17 protein-coding genes are annotated in these 22,406 nt (G+C 71.3%); 8 read left to right on the plus strand and 9 right to left on the minus strand.

The window, feature by feature from the left end:
• The first annotated feature begins 24 nt into the window (after positions 1 to 24).
• The 3 genes from FBY21_RS19690 to FBY21_RS19700 all read left to right on the plus strand — a co-directional run bounded on the left by FBY21_RS19690 (position 25) and on the right by FBY21_RS19700 (position 4,526).
• Positions 25 to 963, plus strand: coding sequence for a hydrogen peroxide-inducible genes activator (locus tag FBY21_RS19690; RefSeq protein ID WP_044401492.1), 939 nt, complete (start codon positions 25 to 27; stop codon positions 961 to 963).
• Complete coding sequence (gene recG / locus FBY21_RS19695; protein WP_142013088.1) at positions 960 to 3,035, plus strand: ATP-dependent DNA helicase RecG; 2,076 nt, start codon at positions 960 to 962, stop codon at positions 3,033 to 3,035. Before FBY21_RS19690 ends, recG begins: the two co-directional genes overlap by 4 nt.
• A 90-nt stretch (positions 3,036 to 3,125) precedes the next feature.
• Positions 3,126 to 4,526: an aminoacyl-tRNA deacylase and HDOD domain-containing protein gene (locus FBY21_RS19700; protein ID WP_044401486.1), complete on the plus strand. Its 1,401-nt coding sequence runs from the start codon at positions 3,126 to 3,128 to the stop codon at positions 4,524 to 4,526.
• Positions 4,527 to 4,587: 61 nt separating this feature from the next.
• Here the strand turns inward: FBY21_RS19700 and FBY21_RS19705 are convergent, their stop codons facing one another.
• The 6 genes from FBY21_RS19705 to FBY21_RS19730 form a co-directional block, all read right to left on the minus strand.
• Positions 4,588 to 5,319: a hypothetical protein gene (locus tag FBY21_RS19705; protein WP_142013091.1), complete on the minus strand. Its 732-nt coding sequence runs from the start codon at positions 5,317 to 5,319 to the stop codon at positions 4,588 to 4,590.
• 94 nt (positions 5,320 to 5,413) lie between these two features.
• Entirely contained in the window at positions 5,414 to 5,806 is a 393-nt protein-coding gene (locus FBY21_RS19710) for a helicase (RefSeq protein ID WP_142013093.1), read from the minus strand.
• A 127-nt stretch (positions 5,807 to 5,933) separates the two neighbouring features.
• Entirely contained in the window at positions 5,934 to 6,206 is a 273-nt protein-coding gene (locus tag FBY21_RS19715) for an HU family DNA-binding protein (RefSeq protein WP_044401477.1), read from the minus strand.
• Positions 6,207 to 6,394: 188 nt separating this feature from the next.
• A complete protein-coding gene (locus tag FBY21_RS19720) occupies positions 6,395 to 7,543 on the minus strand; it encodes an NAD(P)/FAD-dependent oxidoreductase (RefSeq protein ID WP_142013095.1) in 1,149 nt (382 codons plus the stop codon).
• 66 nt (positions 7,544 to 7,609) lie between these two features.
• The gene (locus FBY21_RS19725) at positions 7,610 to 7,777 is read right to left on the minus strand and encodes a rubredoxin (RefSeq protein WP_044401471.1); all 168 of its coding nucleotides are present in this window, start codon (positions 7,775 to 7,777) and stop codon (positions 7,610 to 7,612) included.
• A 168-nt stretch (positions 7,778 to 7,945) separates the two neighbouring features.
• Entirely contained in the window at positions 7,946 to 8,113 is a 168-nt protein-coding gene (locus tag FBY21_RS19730) for a rubredoxin (RefSeq protein WP_044401468.1), read from the minus strand.
• 162 nt (positions 8,114 to 8,275) lie between these two features.
• Here FBY21_RS19730 and FBY21_RS19735 point away from each other — a divergent pair, with 162 nt between their 5' ends.
• The 5 genes from FBY21_RS19735 (at position 8,276) to FBY21_RS19755 (ending at position 13,334) form a co-directional block, all read left to right on the plus strand.
• Positions 8,276 to 8,830, plus strand: a complete 555-nt coding sequence (locus tag FBY21_RS19735; protein WP_142013098.1) for a chorismate--pyruvate lyase family protein — start codon at positions 8,276 to 8,278, stop codon at positions 8,828 to 8,830.
• Between the two features lie 28 nt (positions 8,831 to 8,858).
• Positions 8,859 to 9,749: a 4-hydroxybenzoate octaprenyltransferase gene (gene ubiA, locus FBY21_RS19740; RefSeq protein WP_142013101.1), complete on the plus strand. Its 891-nt coding sequence runs from the start codon at positions 8,859 to 8,861 to the stop codon at positions 9,747 to 9,749.
• A 110-nt stretch (positions 9,750 to 9,859) separates the two neighbouring features.
• On the plus strand, positions 9,860 to 10,549 hold the full coding sequence (phoB, locus tag FBY21_RS19745) for a phosphate regulon transcriptional regulator PhoB (protein ID WP_044401460.1): 690 nt from the start codon (positions 9,860 to 9,862) through the stop codon (positions 10,547 to 10,549).
• A gap of 27 nt (positions 10,550 to 10,576) precedes the next feature.
• A complete protein-coding gene (gene phoR, locus FBY21_RS19750; RefSeq protein ID WP_044401457.1) occupies positions 10,577 to 11,881 on the plus strand; it encodes a phosphate regulon sensor histidine kinase PhoR in 1,305 nt (434 codons plus the stop codon).
• Between the two features lie 112 nt (positions 11,882 to 11,993).
• Entirely contained in the window at positions 11,994 to 13,334 is a 1,341-nt protein-coding gene (locus FBY21_RS19755; RefSeq protein ID WP_074966925.1) for a hemolysin family protein, read from the plus strand.
• Between the two features lie 134 nt (positions 13,335 to 13,468).
• Here the strand turns inward: FBY21_RS19755 and recD are convergent, their stop codons facing one another.
• Genes recD through recC form a run of 3 tightly spaced genes read right to left on the minus strand, consistent with a single transcriptional unit; the run spans position 13,469 to position 22,115 of the window.
• The gene (recD, locus tag FBY21_RS19760; protein ID WP_142013104.1) at positions 13,469 to 15,334 is read right to left on the minus strand and encodes an exodeoxyribonuclease V subunit alpha; all 1,866 of its coding nucleotides are present in this window, start codon (positions 15,332 to 15,334) and stop codon (positions 13,469 to 13,471) included.
• On the minus strand, positions 15,331 to 18,870 hold the full coding sequence (gene recB / locus FBY21_RS19765) for an exodeoxyribonuclease V subunit beta (protein WP_142013107.1): 3,540 nt from the start codon (positions 18,868 to 18,870) through the stop codon (positions 15,331 to 15,333). The genes recD and recB overlap by 4 nt, the downstream gene beginning before the upstream one ends.
• Positions 18,867 to 22,115 (minus strand): exodeoxyribonuclease V subunit gamma, encoded by a 3,249-nt coding sequence (recC, locus tag FBY21_RS19770; protein WP_142013111.1) that lies wholly within the window; start codon positions 22,113 to 22,115, stop codon positions 18,867 to 18,869. The genes recB and recC overlap by 4 nt, the downstream gene beginning before the upstream one ends.
• Between the last annotated feature and the right edge of the window lie 291 nt (positions 22,116 to 22,406).

Raw genomic sequence — 22,406 nt, forward strand, 5'->3', positions numbered from 1 at the left:
GCGCCTCTTCAATGGAAAATCGCTATGACCCTCACCGAACTGCGCTACATCGTCACCCTCGCCCAGGAACAGCATTTTGGGCGTGCCGCCGAACGTTGCCACGTGAGCCAGCCGACCCTCTCCGTCGGGGTGAAGAAGCTCGAGGACGAACTGGGCGTACTGATCTTCGAGCGCAGCAAGAGCGCCGTGCGCCTGACGCCGGTCGGTGAGGGCATCGTCACCCAGGCCCAGAAGGTCCTCGAACAGGCCCAGGGCATCCGCGAGCTGGCCCAGGCCGGCAAGAACCAGCTGGCCGCCCCGCTCAAGCTCGGCGCCATCTACACCGTCGGCCCCTACCTGTTCCCGCACCTGATTCCCCAGCTGCACCGGGTCGCCCCGCAGATGCCGCTGTACATCGAAGAGAACTTTACCCACGTCCTGCGCGACAAGCTGCGCACCGGCGAGCTGGACGCGATCATCATCGCCCTGCCGTTCGCCGAAGCCGACGTGCTGACCAAGCCGCTCTACGACGAGCCCTTCTACGTGCTGCTGCCCGCCGACCACCCCTGGACGGCGAAGAAGACCATCGACAGCGAGCTGCTCAACGACAAGAGCCTGCTGCTGCTCGGCGAGGGCCACTGCTTCCGCGACCAGGTGCTGGAAGCCTGCCCGACCCTGCGCAAGGGCAGCGAGGAAACCGCCCGCCACACCACCGTGGAATCCAGCTCCCTGGAGACCATCCGCCACATGGTCGCCTCCGGCCTGGGCGTCTCGATCCTGCCGTTCTCCGCCGTCGACAGCCACCACTACGCCCCCGGCGTCATCGAGGTCCGCCCGCTGACCCCGCCGGTGCCGTTCCGCACCGTGGCCATCGCCTGGCGCGCCAGCTTCCCGCGCCCCCGCGCCATCGAAGTGCTGGCCGACTCCATCCGCCTCTGCTCGGTCGCCCGCCCCCAGGCTGAAGGCGAACCCAGCGCCACATGACCGAACTGGCACAGGTCCCGGTCACCGCGCTCAAGGGGGTGGGCGAGGCGCTGGCCGAAAAGCTCGCCCGGGTCGGCCTGGAGAACCTCCAGGACATCCTCTTCCACCTGCCGCTGCGCTACCAGGACCGCACCCGCGTGGTGCCCATCGGCGCCCTGCGCCCCGGCCAGGATGCCGTGATCGAAGGCCAGGTGACCGGCGCCGATGTGGTCATGGGCAAGCGCCGCAGCCTGCTGGTGCGCCTGCATGACGGCAGCGGCTCGCTGAGCCTGCGCTTCTACCACTTCAGCAACGCCCAGCGGGACGGCCTCAAGCGTGGCACCCAGCTGCGCTGCTACGGCGAGGTCCGCCCCGGTGCCTCCGGCCTGGAGATCTACCACCCCGAGTACCGCGCCCTGAACGGCGACGAGCCGCCGCCGGTGGAACAGACCCTCACACCCATCTACCCGACCACCGAAGGGCTGACCCAGCAACGCCTGCGCAACCTCAGCCAGCTCGCCCTGGCACGCCTCGGCCCCCACAGCCTGCCCGACTGGCTGCCGGACGAACTGGCGCGCGACTACCGCCTCGGCCCGCTGGACGAAGCCATCCGCTACCTGCACCGGCCGCCGCCGGATGCCGACCTCGAAGAGCTCGCCGAAGGCCGCCACTGGGCCCAGCACCGCCTCGCCTTCGAGGAACTGCTCACCCACCAGCTTTCCCTGCAACGCCTGCGCGAACAGCAACGGGCCCAGGCCGCACCGCAGTTACCCCCGGCCAAGGACCTGCCCCGTCGCTACCTGGCCAACCTGGGCTTCCAGCCCACCGGCGCCCAGCAGCGCGTCGCCGCCGAGATCGCCTACGACCTCGCCCAGCCCGAGCCCATGCTGCGCCTGGTGCAGGGCGACGTCGGCGCCGGCAAGACCGTGGTCGCCGCCCTGGCCGCCCTGCAGGCCCTGGAGGCCGGCTACCAGGTGGCGCTGATGGCCCCCACCGAGATCCTCGCCGAGCAGCACTACCTCAACTTCAGCAAATGGCTGGAGCCGCTGGGCATCGAAGTCGCCTGGCTCGCCGGCAAGCTCAAGGGCAAGGCCCGTGCCGCCGCCCTCGAACGCATCGCTGCCGGCGCCCCGATGGTGGTCGGCACCCACGCGCTGTTCCAGGACGAAGTGACCTACCGCCGCCTGGCCCTGGTGATCATCGACGAACAGCACCGCTTCGGCGTGCAGCAACGCCTGGCCCTGCGCCGCAAGGGCATCGACGGCCGCCTCAGCCCGCACCAGCTGATCATGACCGCCACCCCCATCCCGCGGACCCTGGCCATGAGCGCCTACGCCGACCTGGACACCTCCATCCTCGACGAGCTGCCCCCCGGACGGACGCCGGTGAACACCGTGCTGGTGGCCGACAACCGCCGCGAGGAAGTCATCGAACGCGTACGCGCCGCCTGCCATGAAGGGCGCCAGGCCTACTGGGTCTGCACCCTGATCGAGGAGTCCGAGGAGCTGACCTGCCAGGCCGCCGAGACCACCTACGAGGAACTCTCCCTGGCCCTCGGCGACCTGCGCGTCGGCCTGATCCACGGGCGCATGAAGGCCCCCGAGAAGGCCGCCGTGATGGACGCCTTCAAGCGCGGCGAACTGCAGCTGCTGGTGGCCACCACCGTGATCGAGGTGGGCGTTGACGTCCCCAACGCCAGCCTGATGATCATCGAGAACCCCGAGCGCCTCGGCCTGGCTCAGTTGCACCAGCTGCGCGGGCGCGTCGGCCGGGGCAGCGCCGCCAGCCACTGCGTGCTGCTCTACCACCCGCCGCTGTCGCAGCTGGGCCGCGAGCGCCTGGGCATCATGCGCGAGACCTGCGACGGCTTCGTCATCGCCGAGAAGGACCTGGAACTGCGCGGCCCCGGCGAGATGCTCGGCACCCGCCAGACCGGCCTGCTGCAGTTCAAGGTGGCCGACCTGATGCGCGATGCCGACCTGCTGCCGGCCGTGCGCGACGCCGCCCTGGCCCTGATGGAACGTTGGCCGCAGCATGTGAGTCCGTTGTTGGAGCGCTGGCTGAGACACGGCCAGCAATACGGGCAAGTGTGATCCAGCGCACAGTGCGCCGGTCGCCTGACCCATCAGTCCTGATGGCTGCTCGTTATACTCCGGGCAGTCGCTTTGAAGCCGGATAACGCCATGACCGAAGTCGCATTCGCCCCGGACCAGGAACCCCACGCACCCGACGTGATCCTGCAACTGCTGGACAAGCTGGGCATCGCCAGCCAGGTCCGCGCCGACACGCCCGACCTGCCGGCCGAGCGCCGGGTCCAGGCGGTGCTTCTGGAGGATGCCGTCGGCGCCCTGCTGGTGCTCTACCCGCGCAGCCAGCTGCTGGACCTGAACCGCCTCGCCGAGCTCACCGGCCGCAAGCTGGTCACCATCAAGCCCGAGCGCTTCGAGCGCATGCTCGGCAAGCACGACCTGAACACCCTGCCGGCCCTGCCGCCGCTGACCAGCTCGCCGTGCCTGTACGACGAGCGCCTGCTGCAGGAACCCTCGCTGCTGATCGACTCCGGGCACACCGGCCTGGTGCTGGAGATCCCCACCGAGCAGTACCGCCAGTTGCTCAGCAAGGCCAGCGCCGCCCGCTTCGGCGAGCCGCTGGAGGGCATCCGCCTGAACCTCGACCGCCCGGACGACGACCGCGCCGAGATCAGCCAGGCCGTCCAGGCCTTCACCGCCCGACGCATCCAGCAGCGCCTCGAGGAAACCATCGAGATCCCGCCGCTGCCGGAAACCGCGCAGAAGATCATCAAGCTGCGGGTCGACCCCAATGCCACCGTCGACGACATCACCGGCGTGGTGGAGACCGACCCGGCCCTGGCCGCCCAGGTGGTGAGCTGGGCCGCCTCGCCGTACTACGCCGCGCCGGGCAAGATCCGCTCGGTGGAGGACGCCATCGTCCGCGTGCTGGGCTTCGACCTGGTGATCAACCTGGCCCTCGGCCTGGCTCTGGGCAAGACCCTGAGCCTGCCCAAGGACCAGCCCCAGCAGGCCACGCCCTACTGGCAGCAGGCGGTCTACACCGCCGCCGTGATCGAAGGCCTGACCCGCGCCATCCCCCGTGCCCAGCGCCCGGAGGCCGGCCTCACCTACCTCGGCGGCCTGCTGCACAACTTCGGCTACCTGGTCCTGGCCCACGTCTTCCCGCCGCACTTCTCGCTGATCTGCCGGCACCTGGAAGTGAACCCGCACCTGCCCCACAGCTACATCGAGCAGCATCTGCTGGGCATCACCCGCGAGCAGATCGGCAGCTGGCTGATGCGCTTCTGGGACATGCCCGAGGAGCTCTCCGCCGCCCTGCGCTTCCAGCATGACCCGAACTACGACGGCGCCAACCACGCCTACCCCAACCTGGTCACCCTGGCCGTCGGCCTGCTGCGCCAGCGGGGCATCGGCATGGGCCCGCAGATCGCCCTGCCGGACGAGCTGTTCGAGCGCCTGGGCCTGTCCCGGGAGAAGGCCGACGACGCCGTGAACAAGGTGCTCGAAGCCGAAGCCGCGCTGCGCGAGCTCGCCTCCCAGTTCAACCACTGAGCCATCTGCATCACGAAAAAGGGCCCCTCGGGGCCCTTTTTGTTGCGCGCGGAACCGCCGGCTACTTGAGCAACGCCCGGCGCTTGGCGAAGACCCCGGGCAGGGCCTCCAGGCTCGCATCCAGCAGGCGCTTCACGGCCGGCCGCTCGTAGAGTTCGGCATAGGCCTGGACCTGCTCGCTGGGCATCTGCCGGTAGGCATAGAGCATGAAGGACTCCACCGCCTGGACGCTGCTGGCGTGGATGCCCTCGGCCTGCTGGGCGGTCTGCTGGGCCAGGGCCGGCTCGCTGATGCGCTCGCCTCGCTGGCGCAGGCTGAGCAGCGCCAGGGTCTTGCCCACCTCGTAGCGCAGCAGGGCCGCCAGGTCGGTGGTGCGGGCCGCGCGGTCCAGGCGGTGCACCAGCTCCACGCGGTCGGCCCGGGGCGGCTTGTCGGCCAGTTGCTTGCGGTAATCCACCAGCCCGTCGTCCACCTCGCGCTCGGCGGCGGTGAAGCGCCGGGCCAGCTCGCTGTCCAGCGCCTGCTCGACCTCGGCCAGCTGCGCCGCCTCCAGCCGAGGGGCCACGGCCGCCGCCAGGTCGGCGCACACCGCCTCGGCGGCAAAGGCGCTGGCCAGCTGCTTCTGATAAGACTCGGGGGCGCCCCGCTGCAACAGCGTGCCGCTCTGCTCGCAGAGCAGGCGCACGCCGGCCAGTTCGAAGGCACGGTCCAGCTGGGCGGGGGCAGGGGGTGTGGGGGCTGCGAAGGCAGCGGCGCTGGCGAGCAGCAGGGGCAGGGCGATCAGGACTCGCATGGGCAGGCTTCCATCAGGACGACGCGGGCGCGCGCCTCGCGGAACGCGCCTGTTCAGCCTAGCGAAACGCCTGGAGGCTCACCAGCGGAGGGGCTCAGGCCGCCTGCTTGTCGGCGGGCTTCTTCTTCGGCACCAGATGCTTGGTCAGGCCCTGGAACCACAGCACCAGCGCCGGGTTGCCCTGGATCTGGATGTCCTTGTTCTGGATGCCCTGCATGAAGGCCAGCTGCTTGTTCTTGGCGTTCATGGTGGCGAACCCGTAGGCGCCATCCTTGAAGCCGATGGCGAAGGCCGGCGAAGCCGCCACGCCGCGCTTGCTGGTGACGCGCTGGTCCTTGACCACGAAGTGACGGGCCACCTTGCCATCGAGGGTATGCAGCTGGAACACCAGGTCCTTGCCGGCCAGTTGCTCGCGGAAGGCGGCATTGTCACGGCTGGCCTTGGCCATCATGCGGCCCAGGACCCAGAGCAGGAGTCGGAATTTCATCGGCGAGCGCCTCGGTCGGAAGGGGAACGGGCGCGCATTGTAGCGGTTTGCGAGCGGGACTACAGCCCAGCCTGGAGATGGGTTGAAACGCTCCCGGGGCCGGCTGGGGGCCCCGGGAACACTGTCCTTAGTTGATCGAGTCCCTGAGGGATTTGCCCGGCTTGAAGGCCACGGTGTTGCTGGCCTTGATCTTGACCGGTTGGCCGGTCTGCGGGTTCTTGCCGGTGCGAGCACCACGGTGGCGCTGCACGAAGGTGCCGAAACCGACCAGGGTCACGCTGTCCTTGCGGTGCAGCGCGTTGGTGATTTCTTCGAGAACGGCGTTGAGAACACGATTGGCCTGATCCTTGGTGAGATCGGCCTTCTCGGCGATGGCGGCGGCGAGTTCCGGTTTACGCATAGATGCCTCTGTGACGGTTTGTTGTTTTTGTGTCCGTGCTGTTCATCCAGAACAGCGCCCAAGGCGCCGCAACAGCTCTGCGCTGCGGCAGACCTCGGGGAGGATGGCATGCCACAAAGGCCCGCGCCAGTGTTGTCCGACAGTTTTGACCTACAAGCCGAGGGCGGATCCGACAGAAGGCCGGCCGTTCATGCCAAGACCGGCGGCAGTTCACGGTTCAGCGCGAGCTTCTCCTGCACCGCCGCGCCGGTGAGCGCATAGCCCAGCAGGCGCCCGGAGGCATCGCGGCAGAGCGCCTTGATGTCCGCGCCGGCCCCTTCCACCGTCCATTCGCCGTCCAGGCCACGGGGCGGCGGCGAGACCACCAGCGGGCAGGCCGGGGTCTTCACCGTCACCGGCATCGGCCCGTAGCTGACCGCCGTCGGCGTGCCGGCCAGGGTCTGCGCCAGGGCCCGGGCGCTGGCCATCAGCGGCATCACGTAGAGCAGGTTGATGCCGTCCACTTCCGCGCAATCCCCCAGCGCGTAGATGTTCGAGTGGGAGGTGCGCAGCTCGCGATCCACCACCACGCCGCGGTTCACGTCCAGGCCCGCAGCCGCTGCCAGGGCGGTGCGCGGACGCAGGCCCACGGCGGAGACCACCAGGTCGCAGCTGAGGTGGGTGCCGTCGGAGAGGTGCGCCTCCAGCGCCTCGCCAGCGTGGTTCAGGCTGGCGAGCACCGGCCCCAGGTGGAAGCGCGCGCCGATGGCCTCCAGCCCCGCCTGCACGGCACCGGCCGCCGCCGGGTGGAGCAGGCCGGGCATGACCTGCTCGCAGGGGGCGACGACCTCCACCTCGTAGCCGCCCAGGGTCAGGTCGTTGGCGAACTCGCAGCCGATCAGCCCGGCGCCGAGGATCAGCACCCGGCGCTTGCCGGCGGCCGCTGCGCGGAAGCGCGCATAGTCTTCCAGGTCATTGATGGGGAACACCGCGTCCCCCGCATCGCCCTCCACCGGTACACGGATCACCTCGGCGCCCCAGGCCAGCACCAGGTCGCGGTAGGCCACGGCCTCCTCGCCGATCCAGATCTGCCGGTGCCCCGGGTCGATGCCGGTGATGCGGGTGTGGGTGCGGATCTCCGCCTTCAGCTGCTCGGCCATGGCGCCGGCCTCGGCCATCGCCAGGCCGTCGGCGTCCTTGTTCTTGCCAAAGCCGGTGGACAGCATCGGCTTGGAATAGGAGCGGCCGTCGTCGGCACTGATCAGCAACAGCGGCGTCTCGCCGTCCAGCTTGCGAAACTCCTTGGCCAGGTTGTAGCCGGCCAGGCCGGTCCCGACGATCACCACAGGTGCACTCATCACTCACTCCTAGGACGAAAAACGACGCGACGGCCCGCAGGCCGTCGCTCAGAAAACCACCAGGACTCAGCGGATCTCGATCATCTCGAAGTCCACCTTGCCCACCCCGCAATCAGGGCAGACCCAATCCGCCGGGACATCCTCCCAGCGCGTACCGGGGGCGATGCCCTCCTCGGGCAGCCCCAGGGCCTCGTCATAAATGAAGCCGCACACCACGCATTGCCACTTGCGCACACGCACCTCCACCCCAGCGGGAACGATCGGCCGAACCTACTCCAAACCGCCCGCGCTCGCCAAGCAGGCAGCCGCGCGCCCCGACGGAGGTTGGGGCGTGACCAGGGGTATCAGGAACGGGGAGGGAGAGAAACAGGGCCCCACGCAGAACGCGGGGGCCCGGGAGGATCAGCCGATCTCGATCATCTCGAAGTCCAGCTTGCCCACGCCGCAATCCGGGCACAGCCAGTCGGCCGGCACGTCTTCCCAGCGGGTACCGGGGGCGATGCCGTCGTCCGGCCAGCCCTGGGCTTCGTCATAGATCAGTCCGCAGACCACGCATTGCCATTTCTTCATATCTGCCTCGGGAAACTCACGGTTGCGCGCGCAACCTAACCCAATCGCCGGGCAGCGCCAAGACGCCCGCCGACCACCGCCCTGTGACAACCGGGCCCGTCCGGAGCGCGCCGGGCTGCGTGCTACACTCCCGCGCCGCCCAAGCCCCCCCGCAGGTCCATCGTGTCGAACGCCGTCCTCGTCCACCCGCCCCGCTGGCTCAGCGCCCAGCAGCTGCACCCCGCGCCCGCTGCCGAGGTGCGCGACTGGCTGTTCGACCAGGGGTCGCTGACCCGCCGCCTCACCGCACAGGCCCAGGGCGCCTTCAGCGTCACCCCGCTCCACGAAGCCTGGCAGGTGCTGCGCAGCGACGAATGCCAGGCCCTCGGCGTGCCCGACGGCAGCCAGGGCTGGGTGCGCGAGGTGTACCTGCGCGGCCATGGCGAACCCTGGGTCTTCGCCCGCAGCGTCGCCGCCCGCAAGGCCCTGGAAGGCTCCGGCCTGGCCCTGGCCGACCTCGGCGGCCGCTCCCTCGGCGAGCTGCTGTTCAGCGACCGCGCCTTCGCCCGCGGCGCCATCGAAGTCACCCGCTACCCGGCGTCGCTGCTGCCGGCCGACGTGCGCGAGGAACGCCTCTGGGGCCGCCGCTCCTGCTTCCGCCGCGACGGGCTGGGCGTGCTGGTGGCCGAGATATTCCTCCCCACGCTGTGGCGGCAGGCCGGAATCGAGGCCGTATAATCCGCCGCACGTCCAGCGGAGGCCCCCGATGTACATCCAGTTCCTGCGATCGCTCAACCGCCTGCACCCGCGTGCCTGGGACTTCGTCCAGCTCGCCCGGCTCGACCGTCCCATCGGCGTCTACCTGCTGCTCTGGCCCACCCTCTGGGCCGTGTGGATCGCCGCCGACGGCCACCCCAGCCTGAAGAACGTGCTGGTCTTCGTCCTCGGCGTCGCCGTCATGCGCGCCGCCGGCTGCGCCATCAACGACTACGCCGACCGCAACTTCGACGGCCACGTCGCCCGCACCCACGCCCGCCCCCTGGCCACCGGCGCCATCCGCCCGAAGGAAGCCCTGGTGTTCTTCGCCGTGCTGCTGGCCATCGCCTTCGGCCTGGTGCTGCTGACCAACGCCACCACCGTCTGGCTGTCCTTCGGCGCCGTGGCCCTGGCCGCCTGCTACCCCTTCATGAAGCGCTACACCTTCTACCCCCAGGTGGTGCTGGGCGCCGCCTACTCCTGGGGCATCCCCATGGCCTTCACCGCCGCCACCGGCGAACTGCCGGCCACCGCCTGGCTGATCTACATCGCCAATCTGCTGTGGACCGTGGCCTACGACACCTACTACGCCATGACCGACCGCGAGGACGACCTGAAGATCGGCATCAAGTCCACCGCCATCCTCTTCGGCGACGCCGACCGGGCGATCATCGCCACCCTCCAGGGCCTCGCCCTGCTGTGTCTGCTGCTGGCCGGCAGCCGCTTCGAACTGGGCCTGTACTTCCACCTCGGCCTGCTCGGTGCCCTGGCCTGCTTCGCCTGGGAATTCCACAGCACCCGCGACCGCGACCCGCAGGCCTGCTTCAAGGCCTTCCTGCACAACCACTGGGCGGGCCTGGCGATCTTCATCGGCGTGGTGGCCGACTACGCCCTGCGCTGAGCACGCGCCCGGCACGGCCGTCGTCTCCGCCACGGCCGTGTCATATCACTGCAATAATTCCGTTATCTAATGCGCGCAAACCCTCAGAACCAGCGACCCGAGGCGGATACATGGTTGGCAAGAACATCCTGATCGTCGACGACGAAGCACCGATCCGCGAAATGATCGCGGTGGCCCTGGAAATGGCCGGCTACGAGTGCCTGGAGGCGGAGAACACCCAGCAGGCCCACGCCAGCATCATCGACCGCAAGCCCGACCTGATCCTGCTGGACTGGATGCTCCCCGGCACCTCCGGCATCGAACTGGCCCGGCGCCTGAAGCGCGACGACCTGACCAGCGACATCCCGATCATCATGCTCACCGCCAAGGGTGAGGAGGACAACAAGATCCAGGGCCTGGAAGTCGGCGCCGACGACTACATCACCAAGCCCTTCTCGCCCCGCGAACTGGTGGCCCGCCTCAAGGCCGTGCTGCGCCGTGCCGGCCCCACCGACAGCGAAGCCCCCATCGAGATCGGCGGCCTGCTGCTGGACCCCATCAGCCACCGCGTCACCATCGACGGCAAGCCGGCCGAGATGGGCCCCACCGAATACCGCCTGCTGCAGTTCTTCATGACCCACCAGGAGCGCGCCTACACCCGCGGCCAGCTGCTGGACCAGGTCTGGGGCGGCAACGTCTACGTCGAGGAACGCACCGTGGACGTGCACATCCGCCGCCTGCGCAAGGCCCTGGGCGACGCCTACGAGAACCTGGTGCAGACGGTGCGCGGCACCGGCTATCGTTTCTCCACCAAGGGCTAGAGCCCTCGCCGTACAAGGACGCGACCGTTGAACCAGGACTGGCGCCGTGCCGTAATCCGCCGTTTGATCCTCCTGCTCGGTGCCTGCCTCCTCGCCGGCTTCATCTCCGGTGAATACGGCTGGGCCTTGGCGATCGGCCTGGGCGCCTACCTCGGCTGGACCCTCAGCCAGCTGCTGCGCCTGCACAAATGGCTCAAGGAGCACAAACCCGACGAGCCACCGCCGGACGGCTACGGCCTGTGGGGCGAAGTGTTCGACAGCATCTACCACCTGCAACGCCGCGACCAGCGCGTGCGCGGGCGCCTGCAGGCGGTGATCGACCGCGTGCAGGAGTCCACCGCCGCCCTCAAGGACGCCGTGGTGATGCTCGACAGCGAAGGCAACCTCGACTGGTGGAACCGCGCCGCCGAAAACCTGCTGGGCCTCAAGACCCCCCAGGACAGCGGCCAGCCGGTCACCAACCTGGTGCGCCACCCGCGCTTCAAGGAGTACTTCGAGCAGGAGAACTACCGCGAGGCCCTCGAACTGCCCTCACCGGTCAACGACCGCCTGCGCCTGCAGTTCCACATCACCCAGTACGGCAACCGCGAGCACCTGATGCTGGTGCGCGACATCACCCGGCTCCACCAGCTGGAGCAGATGCGCAAGGACTTCGTCGCCAACGTCTCCCACGAGCTGCGCACCCCGCTGACGGTGATCGCCGGCTACCTGGAGACCCTGCTGGACAACGTCGACGACGTGAACCCGCGCTGGGGCCGCGCCCTGCAACAGATGCACCAGCAGGCCGGGCGCATGCAGAACCTGCTCAACGACCTGCTGCTGCTGGCCAAGCTGGAAGCCACCGACTACCCCTCCGACAACCAGCCGGTGGAGGTCGAGGCCCTGCTGCAGAGCATCCGCCACGACGCCCTCGCCCTGTCCGGCAGCCGCCAGCACCGCATCGAACTGGAGGCCGACGCCGGCGTGCGCCTGCGCGGCAGCGAGGCCGAACTGCGCAGCGCCTTCTCCAACCTGGTGTTCAACGCCGTGAAGTACACCCCCGACGGCGGCGACATCCGCATCCGCTGGTGGGGCGACGAACTGGGCGCGCACCTGGCCGTGCAGGACTCCGGCATCGGCATCGAAGCCAAGCACCTGCCGCGCCTGACCGAGCGCTTCTACCGGGTCGACTCCAGCCGCGCCAGCAACACCGGCGGCACCGGCCTGGGCCTGGCCATCGTCAAGCACGTGCTGATCCGCCACCGCGCCCGCCTGGACATCAGCTCCGTGCTCAACCACGGCAGCACCTTCACCTGCCATTTCCCCCCCGCACAGGTGGCCGGCGAGCGCTGAGACAGGCATCACGGCGCCCCCGGGGCCCCATGCTCCCGGGGCCTTCCGCCCGCTTGCAAACTCAAGGCCCAGCCTTCACCCTTAGCCGATCATTCGCCAGCCCTGACCCCTAATGGACCCTTCCACAAGCTCCACCTTCTCCAGCTATTTCGCCGATTTCGGCCTCGTCCTGTTCGCCCTCTTCCTCGTGCTGCTCAACGGCTTTTTCGTTGCCGCCGAGTTCGCCATGGTCAAGCTGCGCGCCACCCGCGTGGAATCCATCGCCGACCAGCACGGCTGGCGCGGCGGCATCCTGCGCACCGTGCACAACCAGCTGGACGCCTACCTCTCCGCCTGCCAGCTGGGCATCACCCTGGCCTCCCTCGGCCTCGGCTGGGTCGGCGAGCCGGCCTTCGCCCACCTGCTCGGCCCGCTGCTCAGCGCCGTCGGCGTGGAGTCGGAGAAACTGCTCCACGGCATCTCCTTCTTCGCCGCCTTCTTCGTCATTTCCTACCTGCACATCGTGGTCGGCGAGCTGGCGCCCAAGTCCTGGGCCATCCGCAAGCCCGAGCTGCTGTCGCTGTGGACCGCGGTGCCGCTGTACCTCTTCTACTGGCTCATGTACCCGGCCATCTGGCTGCTCAACGCCAGCGCCAACACCATCCTGCGCATCGCCGGCCAGGGCGAGCCCGGCCCGCACCACGAGCACCACTACAGCCGTGACGAGCTCAAGCTGATCCTCCACTCCAGCCGCGCCCGCGACCCCAGCGACCAGGACATGCGCGTGCTCGCCTCCGCCGTCGAGATGGGCGAGCTGGAAGTGGTGGACTGGGCCAACTCCCGGGAAGACCTGATCTACCTGGAGCACGATGCCCCGCTGTCCGACATCCTCGGCGTCATCCGCCGCCACAAGTACAGCCGCTACCCGGTCTACGACGACCGCAAGGGCGAGTTCATCGGCGTCCTGCACATCAAGGATCTGCTCCTGGCCCTGTCCGCTCTGGACAGCCTGCCCGAGTCCTTCGACCTCGCCGAACTCACCCGCCCGGTGGAACGCGTCAGCAAGCACATGCCGCTGCCGCGCCTGCTGGAGCAGTTCCGCCAGGGCGGCGCGCACTTCGCCCTGGTCGAAGAGGCCGACGGCAAGGTGGTCGGCTTCCTGACCATGGAAGACGTGCTCGAAGTGCTGGTCGGCGACATCCAGGACGAACACCGCAAGACCGAGCGCGGCGTGCTCGCCTACCAGCCCGGCAAGCTGCTGGTGCGCGGCGACACCCCGCTGTTCAAGGTCGAGCGCCTGCTCGGCATCGACCTCGACCATGTCGAAGCCGACACCCTCGCCGGGCTGATCTACGACAGCCTCAACCGGGTTCCCGAAGAGGAAGAAGTGCTGGAGACCGAAGGCCTGCGCATCATCGTCAAGAAGATGAAGGGCCCGAAGATCGTCCTCGCCAAGGTCCTGCGGATCGACTGATCCACCGCGTCATGACAACGGGGCCCACGGGCCCCGTTCTCGTTCCCGCCCAGGCTGTGACTCGGCCAGGCGCAGAGCGAGGGTGGGGTGGGCGTAGGGTGGGCTTCAGCCCACCGCTCAAACGCTCCAGCACCCTAGAACAGATCCAACTGTTCCCCAGCCGGCAGCACCGATACCGCCGGAGCCGCAGAAACGGCCACCGATGCCGGAGGCGCCGCCGGCTGCGGCTCACGGGCCAGGCGCTCGGCCAGCCCCGCCGCCCGCTCGGCGCGGGTGCTCACCGCCTCAGCCAGGCGCTGGGGCAGGCCCCAGATCTCCACCCGCTGCCGGGCGCGGGTGATGCCGGTGTAGAACAGCGAGCGGCTGAGCAGCGGGCTCGGCTGCTCCGGCAGCACCAGCAGCACCTCGCGGAACTCCGAACCCTGGCTCTTGTGCACCGTCATGGCGAAGGCGCTGTCGTGGCTGGGCAGGCGGGCCGGGGAGAAGGGCCGGTGGCCGTCCTCGCCCTCGAAGAACACCCGCAGCCCATTGGGGGTCGGCAGGCAGATGCCGACGTCGCCGTTGAACAGCCCCAGGGCGTAGTCGTTCTGCCGCACCATCACCGCCCGTCCCGGGTACCAGCGCTCGCGGCTGGCGATGCCCAGACGGCGCTTGATGCGCGCCTCCAGCGCCTCGTTGATCCCGGCCACGCCCCAGGGCCCCTCGCGCTGGGCGGTGAGGGCGCGGAATTCGGCGAAGGCCGCGAAGGCGGCCGTCGGGTCGCCCCGGCGCGCCGCACTGATGAAGGGGGCGTAGCCCACATCCAGGCGCTCCAGCAGCGCGGCCTGCAGCGGCCCGGCGTTCCAGGCCAGGTCGGCGCGGCCCTCGCGCAGCAGCGCCAGGGTACCGCGGGCGTCGCCGGCGTTGATCCGCCGCGCCAGCTCGCCGATGCCGCTGTCCCCGGCGAAGCGGTGGCTGTGGGTCAGCAGCACCACCGAATCCCCCAGGCGCGAGGTGGGCGTCTCCGCCGGCACCGGCTGGCCGGTGATGCGCTCCAGCTCGGCCGCCGCCGTGGTGTCCAGGCCGCGGCCCTCGCAGAGTTCGGCGAACACCGCGCCGGCCTCCACCGCCGCCAGCTGGTCCTTGTCCCCCAGCAGGATCAGCCGCGCCCCCGGGGGCAGCGCGTCCACCAGCTTGGCCATCAGCGCCAGGTCCACCATCGAGGCCTCGTCCACCACCAGCACGTCCAGCGGCAACGGGTTCTCGGCGTGGTGGCGCACCCGGGGGCTGTCGCCGTGGCTGCCGAGCAGGCGGTGCAGAGTGCGCGCCTCCTCCGGCAGCAGGGCCTTCACCGCGTCGCTCACCGGCAGGTCGGCCTTGGCGTTGCGGATCGCCTCCGCCATGCGTGCCGCCGCCTTGCCGGTGGGGGCCGCCAGGCCGATGGCCAGGCGCTCGCCGCCGGGCTGCTCCAGCAGGGACGCCAGCAGGCGCACCACGGTGGTGGTCTTGCCGGTGCCGGGGCCGCCGGAGATCACCGCCAGGTTGCGCCGCACCGCCTGGGCGGCGGCCAGCCGCTGCCAGTCCGGCGACTGGGTGTTGCGGGCGAACAACCGCGCCAGGGACTCGCCCAGCTGCGCCTCGTCCACCGGCGGGCGGGCGGTGGCCAGCCCCAGCAGGGCCTCGGCCAGGCGCGCCTCGTAGGCGTGGTAGCGGCTGAGGTAGAGACGGTCGCCGTCCAGGGTCAGCGGCGCGTAACCGCCGGCCGTGGCCACCAGCGGCGAGGCCGCCAGCTGTGCCCGCCAGGTGTCCAGGGGCGGCAGGTCGAAACCCTCGATGCCCTCGTCGAACACCCGCTGGCCGGCCAGGCGGGCCAGGGGCAGGCACACGTCGCCCGCCGCCAGGGCCTGGCAGCAGAGCACCCCGGCCACCAGCACCGGCAACGGCGCGTCGGGCTCCAGGTGCAGCAGGCTGTCGGCGAAGAAGCGCTCCAGCGGCCCCAGGGGCAGGTCGGCAGGCGTCACGGGTGGCCCTCCTCGAACAGCCGGTCCAGCGCGTCCAGCAGCGCGTCGTCCGGGCGGTGGAAGTACACCCCGGCGTCGGGCATGCCGCGCAGGAACAGGTAGTAGGCGCCGCCCAGCCCGTCCGGGCCGAAGCCGTCCAGGCGCTGGCGCAGGAAGCGCCGCAGCGCCACCAGGTAGATCAGGTACTGCAGGTGGTAGTGCTCGGCGGCGATGGCCTGCTCCAGGCGTTCGCCGCCGTAGTAGCTGGCGTCGGGACCCAGCCAGTTGGACTTGTAGTCGGCGATGTACCAGCGCCCCTGGTGCTCGAAGGTGAGGTCGATGAAGCCCTTCATGAAGCCGTTGAGGGTGTCGAACTCCAGGCGCTCGGCCGCCGCGCGCATGGGCGCCGGCAGGCCGTGGGCCGGGTCCGCCAGCACCGCGCGCAGGCCGTGCAGGTCGAGCTGGCGCACCGGGAAGGTGAAGCCCAGTTCCGGCAGGCGCCGCGCCGGGTCGAGCCCGGCCAGGGTCAGGCCGGCGCCGTCGAGGTCGGTGTCCAGCACCTGGCGCAGGTGCAGGGTCGCGGTCTCGGCCCATTCCAGCGGCAGGCCGTGGCCCTTGAGGTGGGTGTCCACCAGCGTGGCCAGCTCGCCCTCGCCGCGCACCCAGTCCTCGAGGATGGCGTGCAGGCAGGTGCCCGCCCGGGCGCCGCGCGGGAAGGCGTGGAAGCCGCTGCCCGGGTCGGTGGCCGGCGGCACGAAGAAGGCGTCGCGGTCTGGCGCCTCCATGTGCATGCCGGCCGCCAGGCCGGAGAAGCTGCCGACCCGCCAGGCGCTGTGCAGGGTGCGCTGCAGCTGCGCCAGGGCCGTCGGCGGCGGGGCGCGGTGCTCGCCCTGGGCGCTGGCCTCGGCCTCGCGCAGGGGCACCACGGCGATGTCGCCCGCGCTGTCGGCGGCCAGGGCCTCCAGCTCCTTGCGCAGGCCGGGGCCTTCCAGGGCCGCCAGGTGGCCGGCCAGTTCGTCCAGGGGCGCGTCGCCGGGCAGGGTGCGGCCGTGCAGCAGCCAGGCCAGGGCGCTGGTGTGCAGCCCGTCATCGGGCAGGCCGCCGTCCTTCTTCGGCTTGGGCACCGCCACCGGGCCCCAGTGCAGCCAGAGGCGGTCGCGGGGGCGGGTGAGGGCCACGTAGGCCAGGCGCAGGCGTTCGGCGAAGCGCTCGCGGCGGGCGCGCTCGCGGTGGGCCTCCAGCTCGGGGCCGCCCAGGTCCAGCAGCGGGGTGCCGTCCTCGGCGTGGCAGGTGATGTCTTCGTCCCGGCGCAGCAGCGCGCCGTCCCACAGGTAGGGGCAGAACACCAGCGGGTATTCCAGGCCCTTGGAGGTGTGCACGGTGACGATCTGCACCCGCTCGGCATCGCTTTCCAGGCGCAGCAGGGCGTCGTCGCCGTGGCTCTCGGCCTGGCACTGGGCGATGAACCAGGCCAGTAGCGGCTCCAGGCCGGGGCGCAACAGGCTCTCGGCCTGCAGCAGTTCGGCCAGGTGCAGCAGGTTGGTCAGGCGCCGCTCGCCGTCGGGCAGGGCGATCAGCCGCTCGGCCACCGCCTGCTCGTCGAGCCAGGCGCGGAAGGCCCGCATGAAGCCGTGCTGCTGCCACAACTGGTGGTAGCGCTCGGCGCGTTCGCGCTCCTCGTCCCAGGCGTGCTCGTCGTCCTGGCAGCGGGCCAGGGCCTGGGCGTCGCGGCCCAGCAGGCGGGTGGAGAGGGCATAGCGCAGCACGCCCTCGCGCCCCGGCTCGGCGTAGGCGGCGAGCACGGCGGCCAGCTCGGCGGCCTCTTCGCTGTGCCAGACGCTGTCGCGGCCACGGCGCACGCTGGGCACGCCACGGGTGGCCAGCTCGGCGGCCACGTCGCCGGCCTGGCGGTGGCTGGCCACCAGCACGGCGAAGTCGCCGCCGCGTAGCGGGGTGCGCACGCCGTCGGCCTCGAAGTAGGCCTGGCCGGCGGCGCTGGCGGCCAGCAGGGCGGCGATGCGGCGGGCGGTGTCGATGGCCACCGCGCGGCCGGCCTCGCCCTTGCCGAGGGGCTCGTCCCCCAGCCACACCAGCTCCAGCGGGGCGCCGCCCTCGGGCAGCACCAGCTGCGGGCGCGGCTTGTCGCTGGCGCCCACCGGCGGGTAGTCCAGCCCCGGCTCGGCGAACGGGCGGGGGCGGTCGAAGACCCGGTTCAGCGCGGCGATCAGGCGTGGCACGGAGCGGTGGTTGGTGGCCAGGCTGTACTGCCGGGCGGCCTCGTCGCGGGCCTTGAGGTAGGTGGCCAGGTCCGCGCCACGGAAGGCGTAGATGGCCTGCTTGGGGTCACCGACGAAGCACAGGTCGCCCCCGGCTTCGCCGCCCGGGTAGACGCGGCGGAAGATGGCGTACTGCACCGGGTCGGTGTCCTGGAATTCGTCGATCAGCGCCACCGGGTAGCGCTCGCGCAGGGCGGCGGCCAGGGCGTCGCCGGCCTCGCCCTGCAGCGCCTCGTCGAGGCGGTTGAGCAGGTCGTCGAAGGCCAGCAGGCGCTGAGCCGCCTTGCGCTGGGGCAGCTCGCGGTTGAGGGTGTCGAGCAGGCGCACCTGCAGGGCGATCAGCCGTGCCTCGCCGGCCGGTTTGGCCGCCTCCAGCGCGTCCACCAGGCCTTGCAGGGCCGAGCAGAGCGGGTAATCCGGCAGGTCGAAGCCCTTCTTGCAGCCCTTGGCCAGCGCCTCGCGGGCGAGCTTCTCCAGCCCCGCCGGCGGGGCGAAGAGCGCCGCCGGGTCGGCGAAGTAGGCGTCCAGCTCGCTGTGCCAGAGGGCGAACTTGGCCGCGTCGTAGCTGCGCTTGTTGAGCCCGTCGAAGGCTGCCAGCTCGGCCAGGCAGCTGGCCGCGTGGCGCAGCCACAGGCTGCGGGCGTGTTCCCAGGCGTCGCAGGCCGGGGCCAGGTCGCCCGGGGCGTCGTCGCGGGGCTCGATGCGCAGGTAGGGCTTGCCCAGGTGCCCGCGCAGGCGCTGGCGCAGGCTGGCCGGGGTCAGCCGCTTCTGCGCCAGGAAGCGCGCCCAGGCCGGCTCGGCGGCGGCCAGTTCGGCGCGCCAGAGGTCGGCGAGCAGGGCGTCCAGCACGTCGCGGTCGTCGGCCGCCAGTTCGCTGTCGAAATCCCCGCCGGCCTCGAAGGCCGCGTCCTGCAGGGCGCGCTGGCAGAAGCCGTGGATGGTGAAGATGGCCGCCTCGTCGAAACCGTGCACCGCCAGCAGCAGGCGGCGGTGGGCGTCCTCGCCCGGGTAGCGGGCATGCAGCCCGGCCAGCACCGGGTCCGGCGCCGGGGCGCCCTCGTACATGGCCAGCAGCGCCGCCAGGCGCGCGCGGATGCGCTCGCGCAGCTCGGCGGTGGCGGCGGTGGTGTAGGTGACCACCAGGATCTGCCCGACGCCGAGCTGGCGCTCCAGCAGCAGGCGGGCGTAGAGCGCGGTCAGGGTCCAGGTCTTGCCGGTGCCGGCGCTGGCCTCGATCAGGCTGCGGCCGTCGAAGGGGGAGTCGAGCAGGTCGAGGCTCATGCGTCCTCCTCGCCGTCATCGGCCAGGGCATCCAGGGCCGGGCCGAGCAGGGCCTCGGCAAGGGTTTCGAAGCGTGCGTCCAGGGGGTCGCGGTCGCGGAAGGCGAGGGCGTACCAGGGGTCCTGGGATTCGCCACGGGGGCCGAAGTCGAGGCCTTCCCAGGCCAGCCGGGCCTTGCTGCGCGCCGCTTCCAGGGGTTCCTTGCGGCCGGGCTTGCGCCAGCCGGAGGCGAAGCCGTGGCTGGCCTTGGTGATCAGCGGCAGCGGGGTGCAGAGGGCCTCGCGGTAGGCCACCAGCCAGGGCTCCAGCAATTGCCGGGCGTTGGCCAGGGGGCCGGCCTGCCAGTCCCCGGCCGGTGACAGCAGGCGGCTCTCCCGGGCGATGCCGGGGGGCGCGGCGATGTTCAGCAGCAGGTGGCGCAGCCAGAAGGGCGCCAGCTCCCATTCGCCGAGGCGGTTCAGGCGCCAGCCGAACAGGCCATCTTCGGTCACCCCGTCGAGCCAGCCGTGGATGCGCACGCCGGCCAGTTCCAGGTCCACCAGCAGTGGTTGCGGCGCGCTCTCCGGGCGGGCGTCGAACAGCCGGGGGGCGAAGGCACGCACCGGGCCGCGCAGCTGGCCCCACAGGGCGTGGCCGAGTTCGCCGCTGGGCAGCCAGCCGGCGGCGCGGGCGATGCGGCGCTCGTCGGCCTCGGACCAGCCGCGCTCGACGGCGTCCAGGGCGAGCTGGCGCAGGCCGCGCCAGGCGGGGCCTTCGAGGGCGAAGGGCTCGTCGCTGGCGAGGGCTTCCTCGGGCTCGGCCAGGTGCAGGCCGAGGCGCTGCTCCAGCAGGAAACGCGCCGGGTGGCGGAAGCACTGCACCAGCATCGAGGGTTCCAGGGTCAGCCAGTCGGCGTCGGGCGCCGGCAGCGGCTCGGCGAAGGGCGCGGTGGCCGGCTGCGGTTCGCCGGCCAGGCGCTGGGCGGCGCGGAACCAGGGGGCGGCATAGCCACGGTGGACGCCGCCGGCGAAGTTGCCGGGGGCGAAGGGCTGCAGCGGGTGGTTGACCAGCACCCGCTGGCTTGCGGGGGCGCCGTCGGCGTGGGCGGTGAGGTCGACGGTTTCCAGCAGTTCGCTGACCAGCACCGAGGGCGGCAGCGCGGCGTTGTCCCGGGGGTCGCGGCCGACGTAGCTGATGTACAGGCCGTCGCGGGCCGACTGCAGGGTTTCCAGCAGCAGGTAGCGGTCGTCCAGGCGCCGGGCGCGGTCGCCCCGGCGCGGCCGGCGGGTGATCAGGTCGAAGCCGGCAGCGGGAGTGCGCCGGGGGAAGGCGCCGTCGTCCAGGCCGAGCAGGCACACCAGGCGGAACGGCAGGCTGCGCATGGGCACCATGGTGCAGAAGGTCACGGCGCCGGTGAGGAAGCCCGAGGCGCCGCCGCCGGCATCCAGCGCGGCCACCAGTTGCTGGCGCACCAGGGCCAGCTCCACCGGGCGGGTGATCAGCGCGGCCTCGCCCTGCTTGCGCAGCTCGCCGCAGGCCTGGGACAGCAGCAGCAGGGTCTCGCCGGCCTCGCGTTCGTCGAACAGCTGGTCGATCAGCCCCTGCAGGGTCTCGGCCCAGTCCGCCAGCGGGCGCGGCCGGGCCAGGTCGTCGGCGAGCACGCCAAGGCGCTGGATGAAGCCGGCCAGGCGGCCGAGCAGTTGCGCGCGGGCGCCTTCGAGGGCATCCAGCGGCCAGCTGTCCCCCAGCAGCGGCGGGGCCTCGCCGGCCAGCCGGGGCGGCGCGGCGAAGCCCAGCACCAGGCGCTCCAGGCCCTGGCGCCAGCTGAAGGCGTCGTCCTCGGGCAGGCCCAGACGCACCCGGTGGCGGGCATCACGGCCCCAGCGCACGCCGGCTTCGCGCAGCCAGTCGCGGATCAGCGGCAGGTCATCGGCGTCGATACCGGCGCGGGCCGCCAGGGCCGGCAGTTCCAGCCAGGCCAAGAGTTCCTCGGCGGCGAAGCGGCTCTGGGGCAGTTCCAGCAGGGCGAGGAAGGCCTCCACCAGCGGCAGCTCGGCGCGCAGGCTGCGGTCGGCCAGGCTGTAGGGGATGCGCGGCACGCCCTCGCGGGGGGCGAACACCGCTTCGATGTAGGGGGCGTAGCGCTCGATGTCGGGGGTCAGCACCACCACTTGGTCGGGGGTCAGCCCGGGGTCGGCGGCGAAGCGGGCCAGCAGCTGGTCGTGCAGCACCTCCACTTCCCGCAGCGGCGAGTGGCAGACGTGCACCTCCAGCGAGCGGTCGTCCGGGCGCAGCGCCAGGCGCTCGTCGGCGTGGCGGGTGCGCAGCCGCAGGATGTCGTTCTGGATGGCGCGCAGCAGGCTGTCGTCGTCCAGGCCGTCGTCCTCGGCGTAGATGCCGAAGTCCTGCCCGCCAAGGGTGAACAGGGCGTCGAAGAAGTCGCGCCCCTGCTTGCCGAGGCTGGCCAGCAGCGGGTGGCCGACGTCCAGGTACCAGTCGTCGATGCCCGGCTCCGGCAGGGCGGCCAGCTCACGGATGTCGCGGATGTCGCCCCAGGCTTCGCGGCAGGGGTTGAGGGCGAAGAGGATGACCTCGCAGTGCCGCGCCAGCCCTTCCAGCACGCGCATGTGGTGCGGCGGCAGGCTGCTGATGCCGAACACCACCAGGCGCTCGGGCAGCCCGGCCAGGGGCGCCGGGTCGTGCAGCCGCGCCAGCAGGTCGCCCAGCAGGCGCGCGCGGTGGGGGTGGCCGTCGACGGTGAGGGCCTGCCAGAGCAGCGCCTGCCAGGCTTCGTCGGGGCCCAGCCCGAGCAGCTCGCCGCGCTCCCAGGCGGCCAGCCAGTCGTCGCGGTAGAGCAGGTACTGGTCGAAGACGTCGGCGATGCGTGCGGCCAGGGTCAGGCGACGGCGCTCGTCCCCGCCCTCCAGGTACTGCGCCAGGCGCGGCGCCTGCTCCAGGTGCGCGGGCTCGCAGAGCCAGTCGTAGAGGCGCCAGGTCAGGGTGGTGGGGTTGAAGGCCGACTGCGGCGGCAGTTCGCCCAGCACCTGGCGGGTGAGGTCCCAGACGAAGCGCGCCGGCAGCTGCACGTCGAGCTGCATGGCGATGCCCTGGGCGCGGGCCAGTTGCAGGGTCAGCCAGCGGCCCATGCCCTGGCTCGGCACCACCACCTTGGCCGGGGCCAGCGGGTCCGCCAGCGGCTGGGCGAGCAGGGCGCAGGCCAGCTCGCCGAGGCTTTCCAGGTCGTTGGCGTGGTAGAGGTTGAGCATGGGCGGGCCGCGTCGATCGGGAGCGCACAGGGTATCAGTTGACCCGATTGGGGGCGACGCCGCGCGCGGACAGGAATTGCCGACTTAACTGGCTTACAGGGAGGTGGATGCGCGCAGCGCGGGGCTGGCCCGATGCGCCTCGGAACATGACAATCGCGTGACAGTCTGATGTCACGGCGCCGCCACGCGGCGCCCTCGTCTGTGGGGCCTGGTCCTGCCAGGGAATGGCGGCAGCCAGGGCCCCGGGAACGTGTCGCGATCTCCGCCCGGCAATTGGGGCGGCGCGCGACC

Origin of the sequence: Pseudomonas sp. SLBN-26 (assembly GCF_006715895.1) — a bacterium.
In the GTDB taxonomy this organism is placed as follows: Bacteria; Pseudomonadota; Gammaproteobacteria; order Pseudomonadales; family Pseudomonadaceae; genus Metapseudomonas; species Metapseudomonas otitidis.

Bases quoted from the DNA above. Each gene is read 5' to 3' on its own strand.
- recG (WP_142013088.1), top strand. From the start codon at position 960: ATGACCGAACTGGCACAGGTCCCGGTCACCGCGCTCAAGGGGGTGGGC.
- FBY21_RS19705 (WP_142013091.1), bottom strand. From the start codon at position 5,319: ATGCGAGTCCTGATCGCCCTGCCCCTGCTGCTCGCCAGCGCCGCTGCC.
- FBY21_RS19700 (WP_044401486.1), top strand. From the start codon at position 3,126: ATGACCGAAGTCGCATTCGCCCCGGACCAGGAACCCCACGCACCCGAC.
- FBY21_RS19715 (WP_044401477.1), bottom strand. From the start codon at position 6,206: ATGCGTAAACCGGAACTCGCCGCCGCCATCGCCGAGAAGGCCGATCTC.
- ubiA (WP_142013101.1), top strand. From the start codon at position 8,859: ATGTACATCCAGTTCCTGCGATCGCTCAACCGCCTGCACCCGCGTGCC.
- FBY21_RS19720 (WP_142013095.1), bottom strand. From the start codon at position 7,543: ATGAGTGCACCTGTGGTGATCGTCGGGACCGGCCTGGCCGGCTACAAC.
- FBY21_RS19755 (WP_074966925.1), top strand. From the start codon at position 11,994: ATGGACCCTTCCACAAGCTCCACCTTCTCCAGCTATTTCGCCGATTTC.
- FBY21_RS19710 (WP_142013093.1), bottom strand. From the start codon at position 5,806: ATGAAATTCCGACTCCTGCTCTGGGTCCTGGGCCGCATGATGGCCAAG.
- FBY21_RS19730 (WP_044401468.1), bottom strand. From the start codon at position 8,113: ATGAAGAAATGGCAATGCGTGGTCTGCGGACTGATCTATGACGAAGCC.
- phoB (WP_044401460.1), top strand. From the start codon at position 9,860: ATGGTTGGCAAGAACATCCTGATCGTCGACGACGAAGCACCGATCCGC.
- recB (WP_142013107.1), bottom strand. From the start codon at position 18,870: ATGAGCCTCGACCTGCTCGACTCCCCCTTCGACGGCCGCAGCCTGATC.
- FBY21_RS19690 (WP_044401492.1), top strand. From the start codon at position 25: ATGACCCTCACCGAACTGCGCTACATCGTCACCCTCGCCCAGGAACAG.
- recC (WP_142013111.1), bottom strand. From the start codon at position 22,115: ATGCTCAACCTCTACCACGCCAACGACCTGGAAAGCCTCGGCGAGCTG.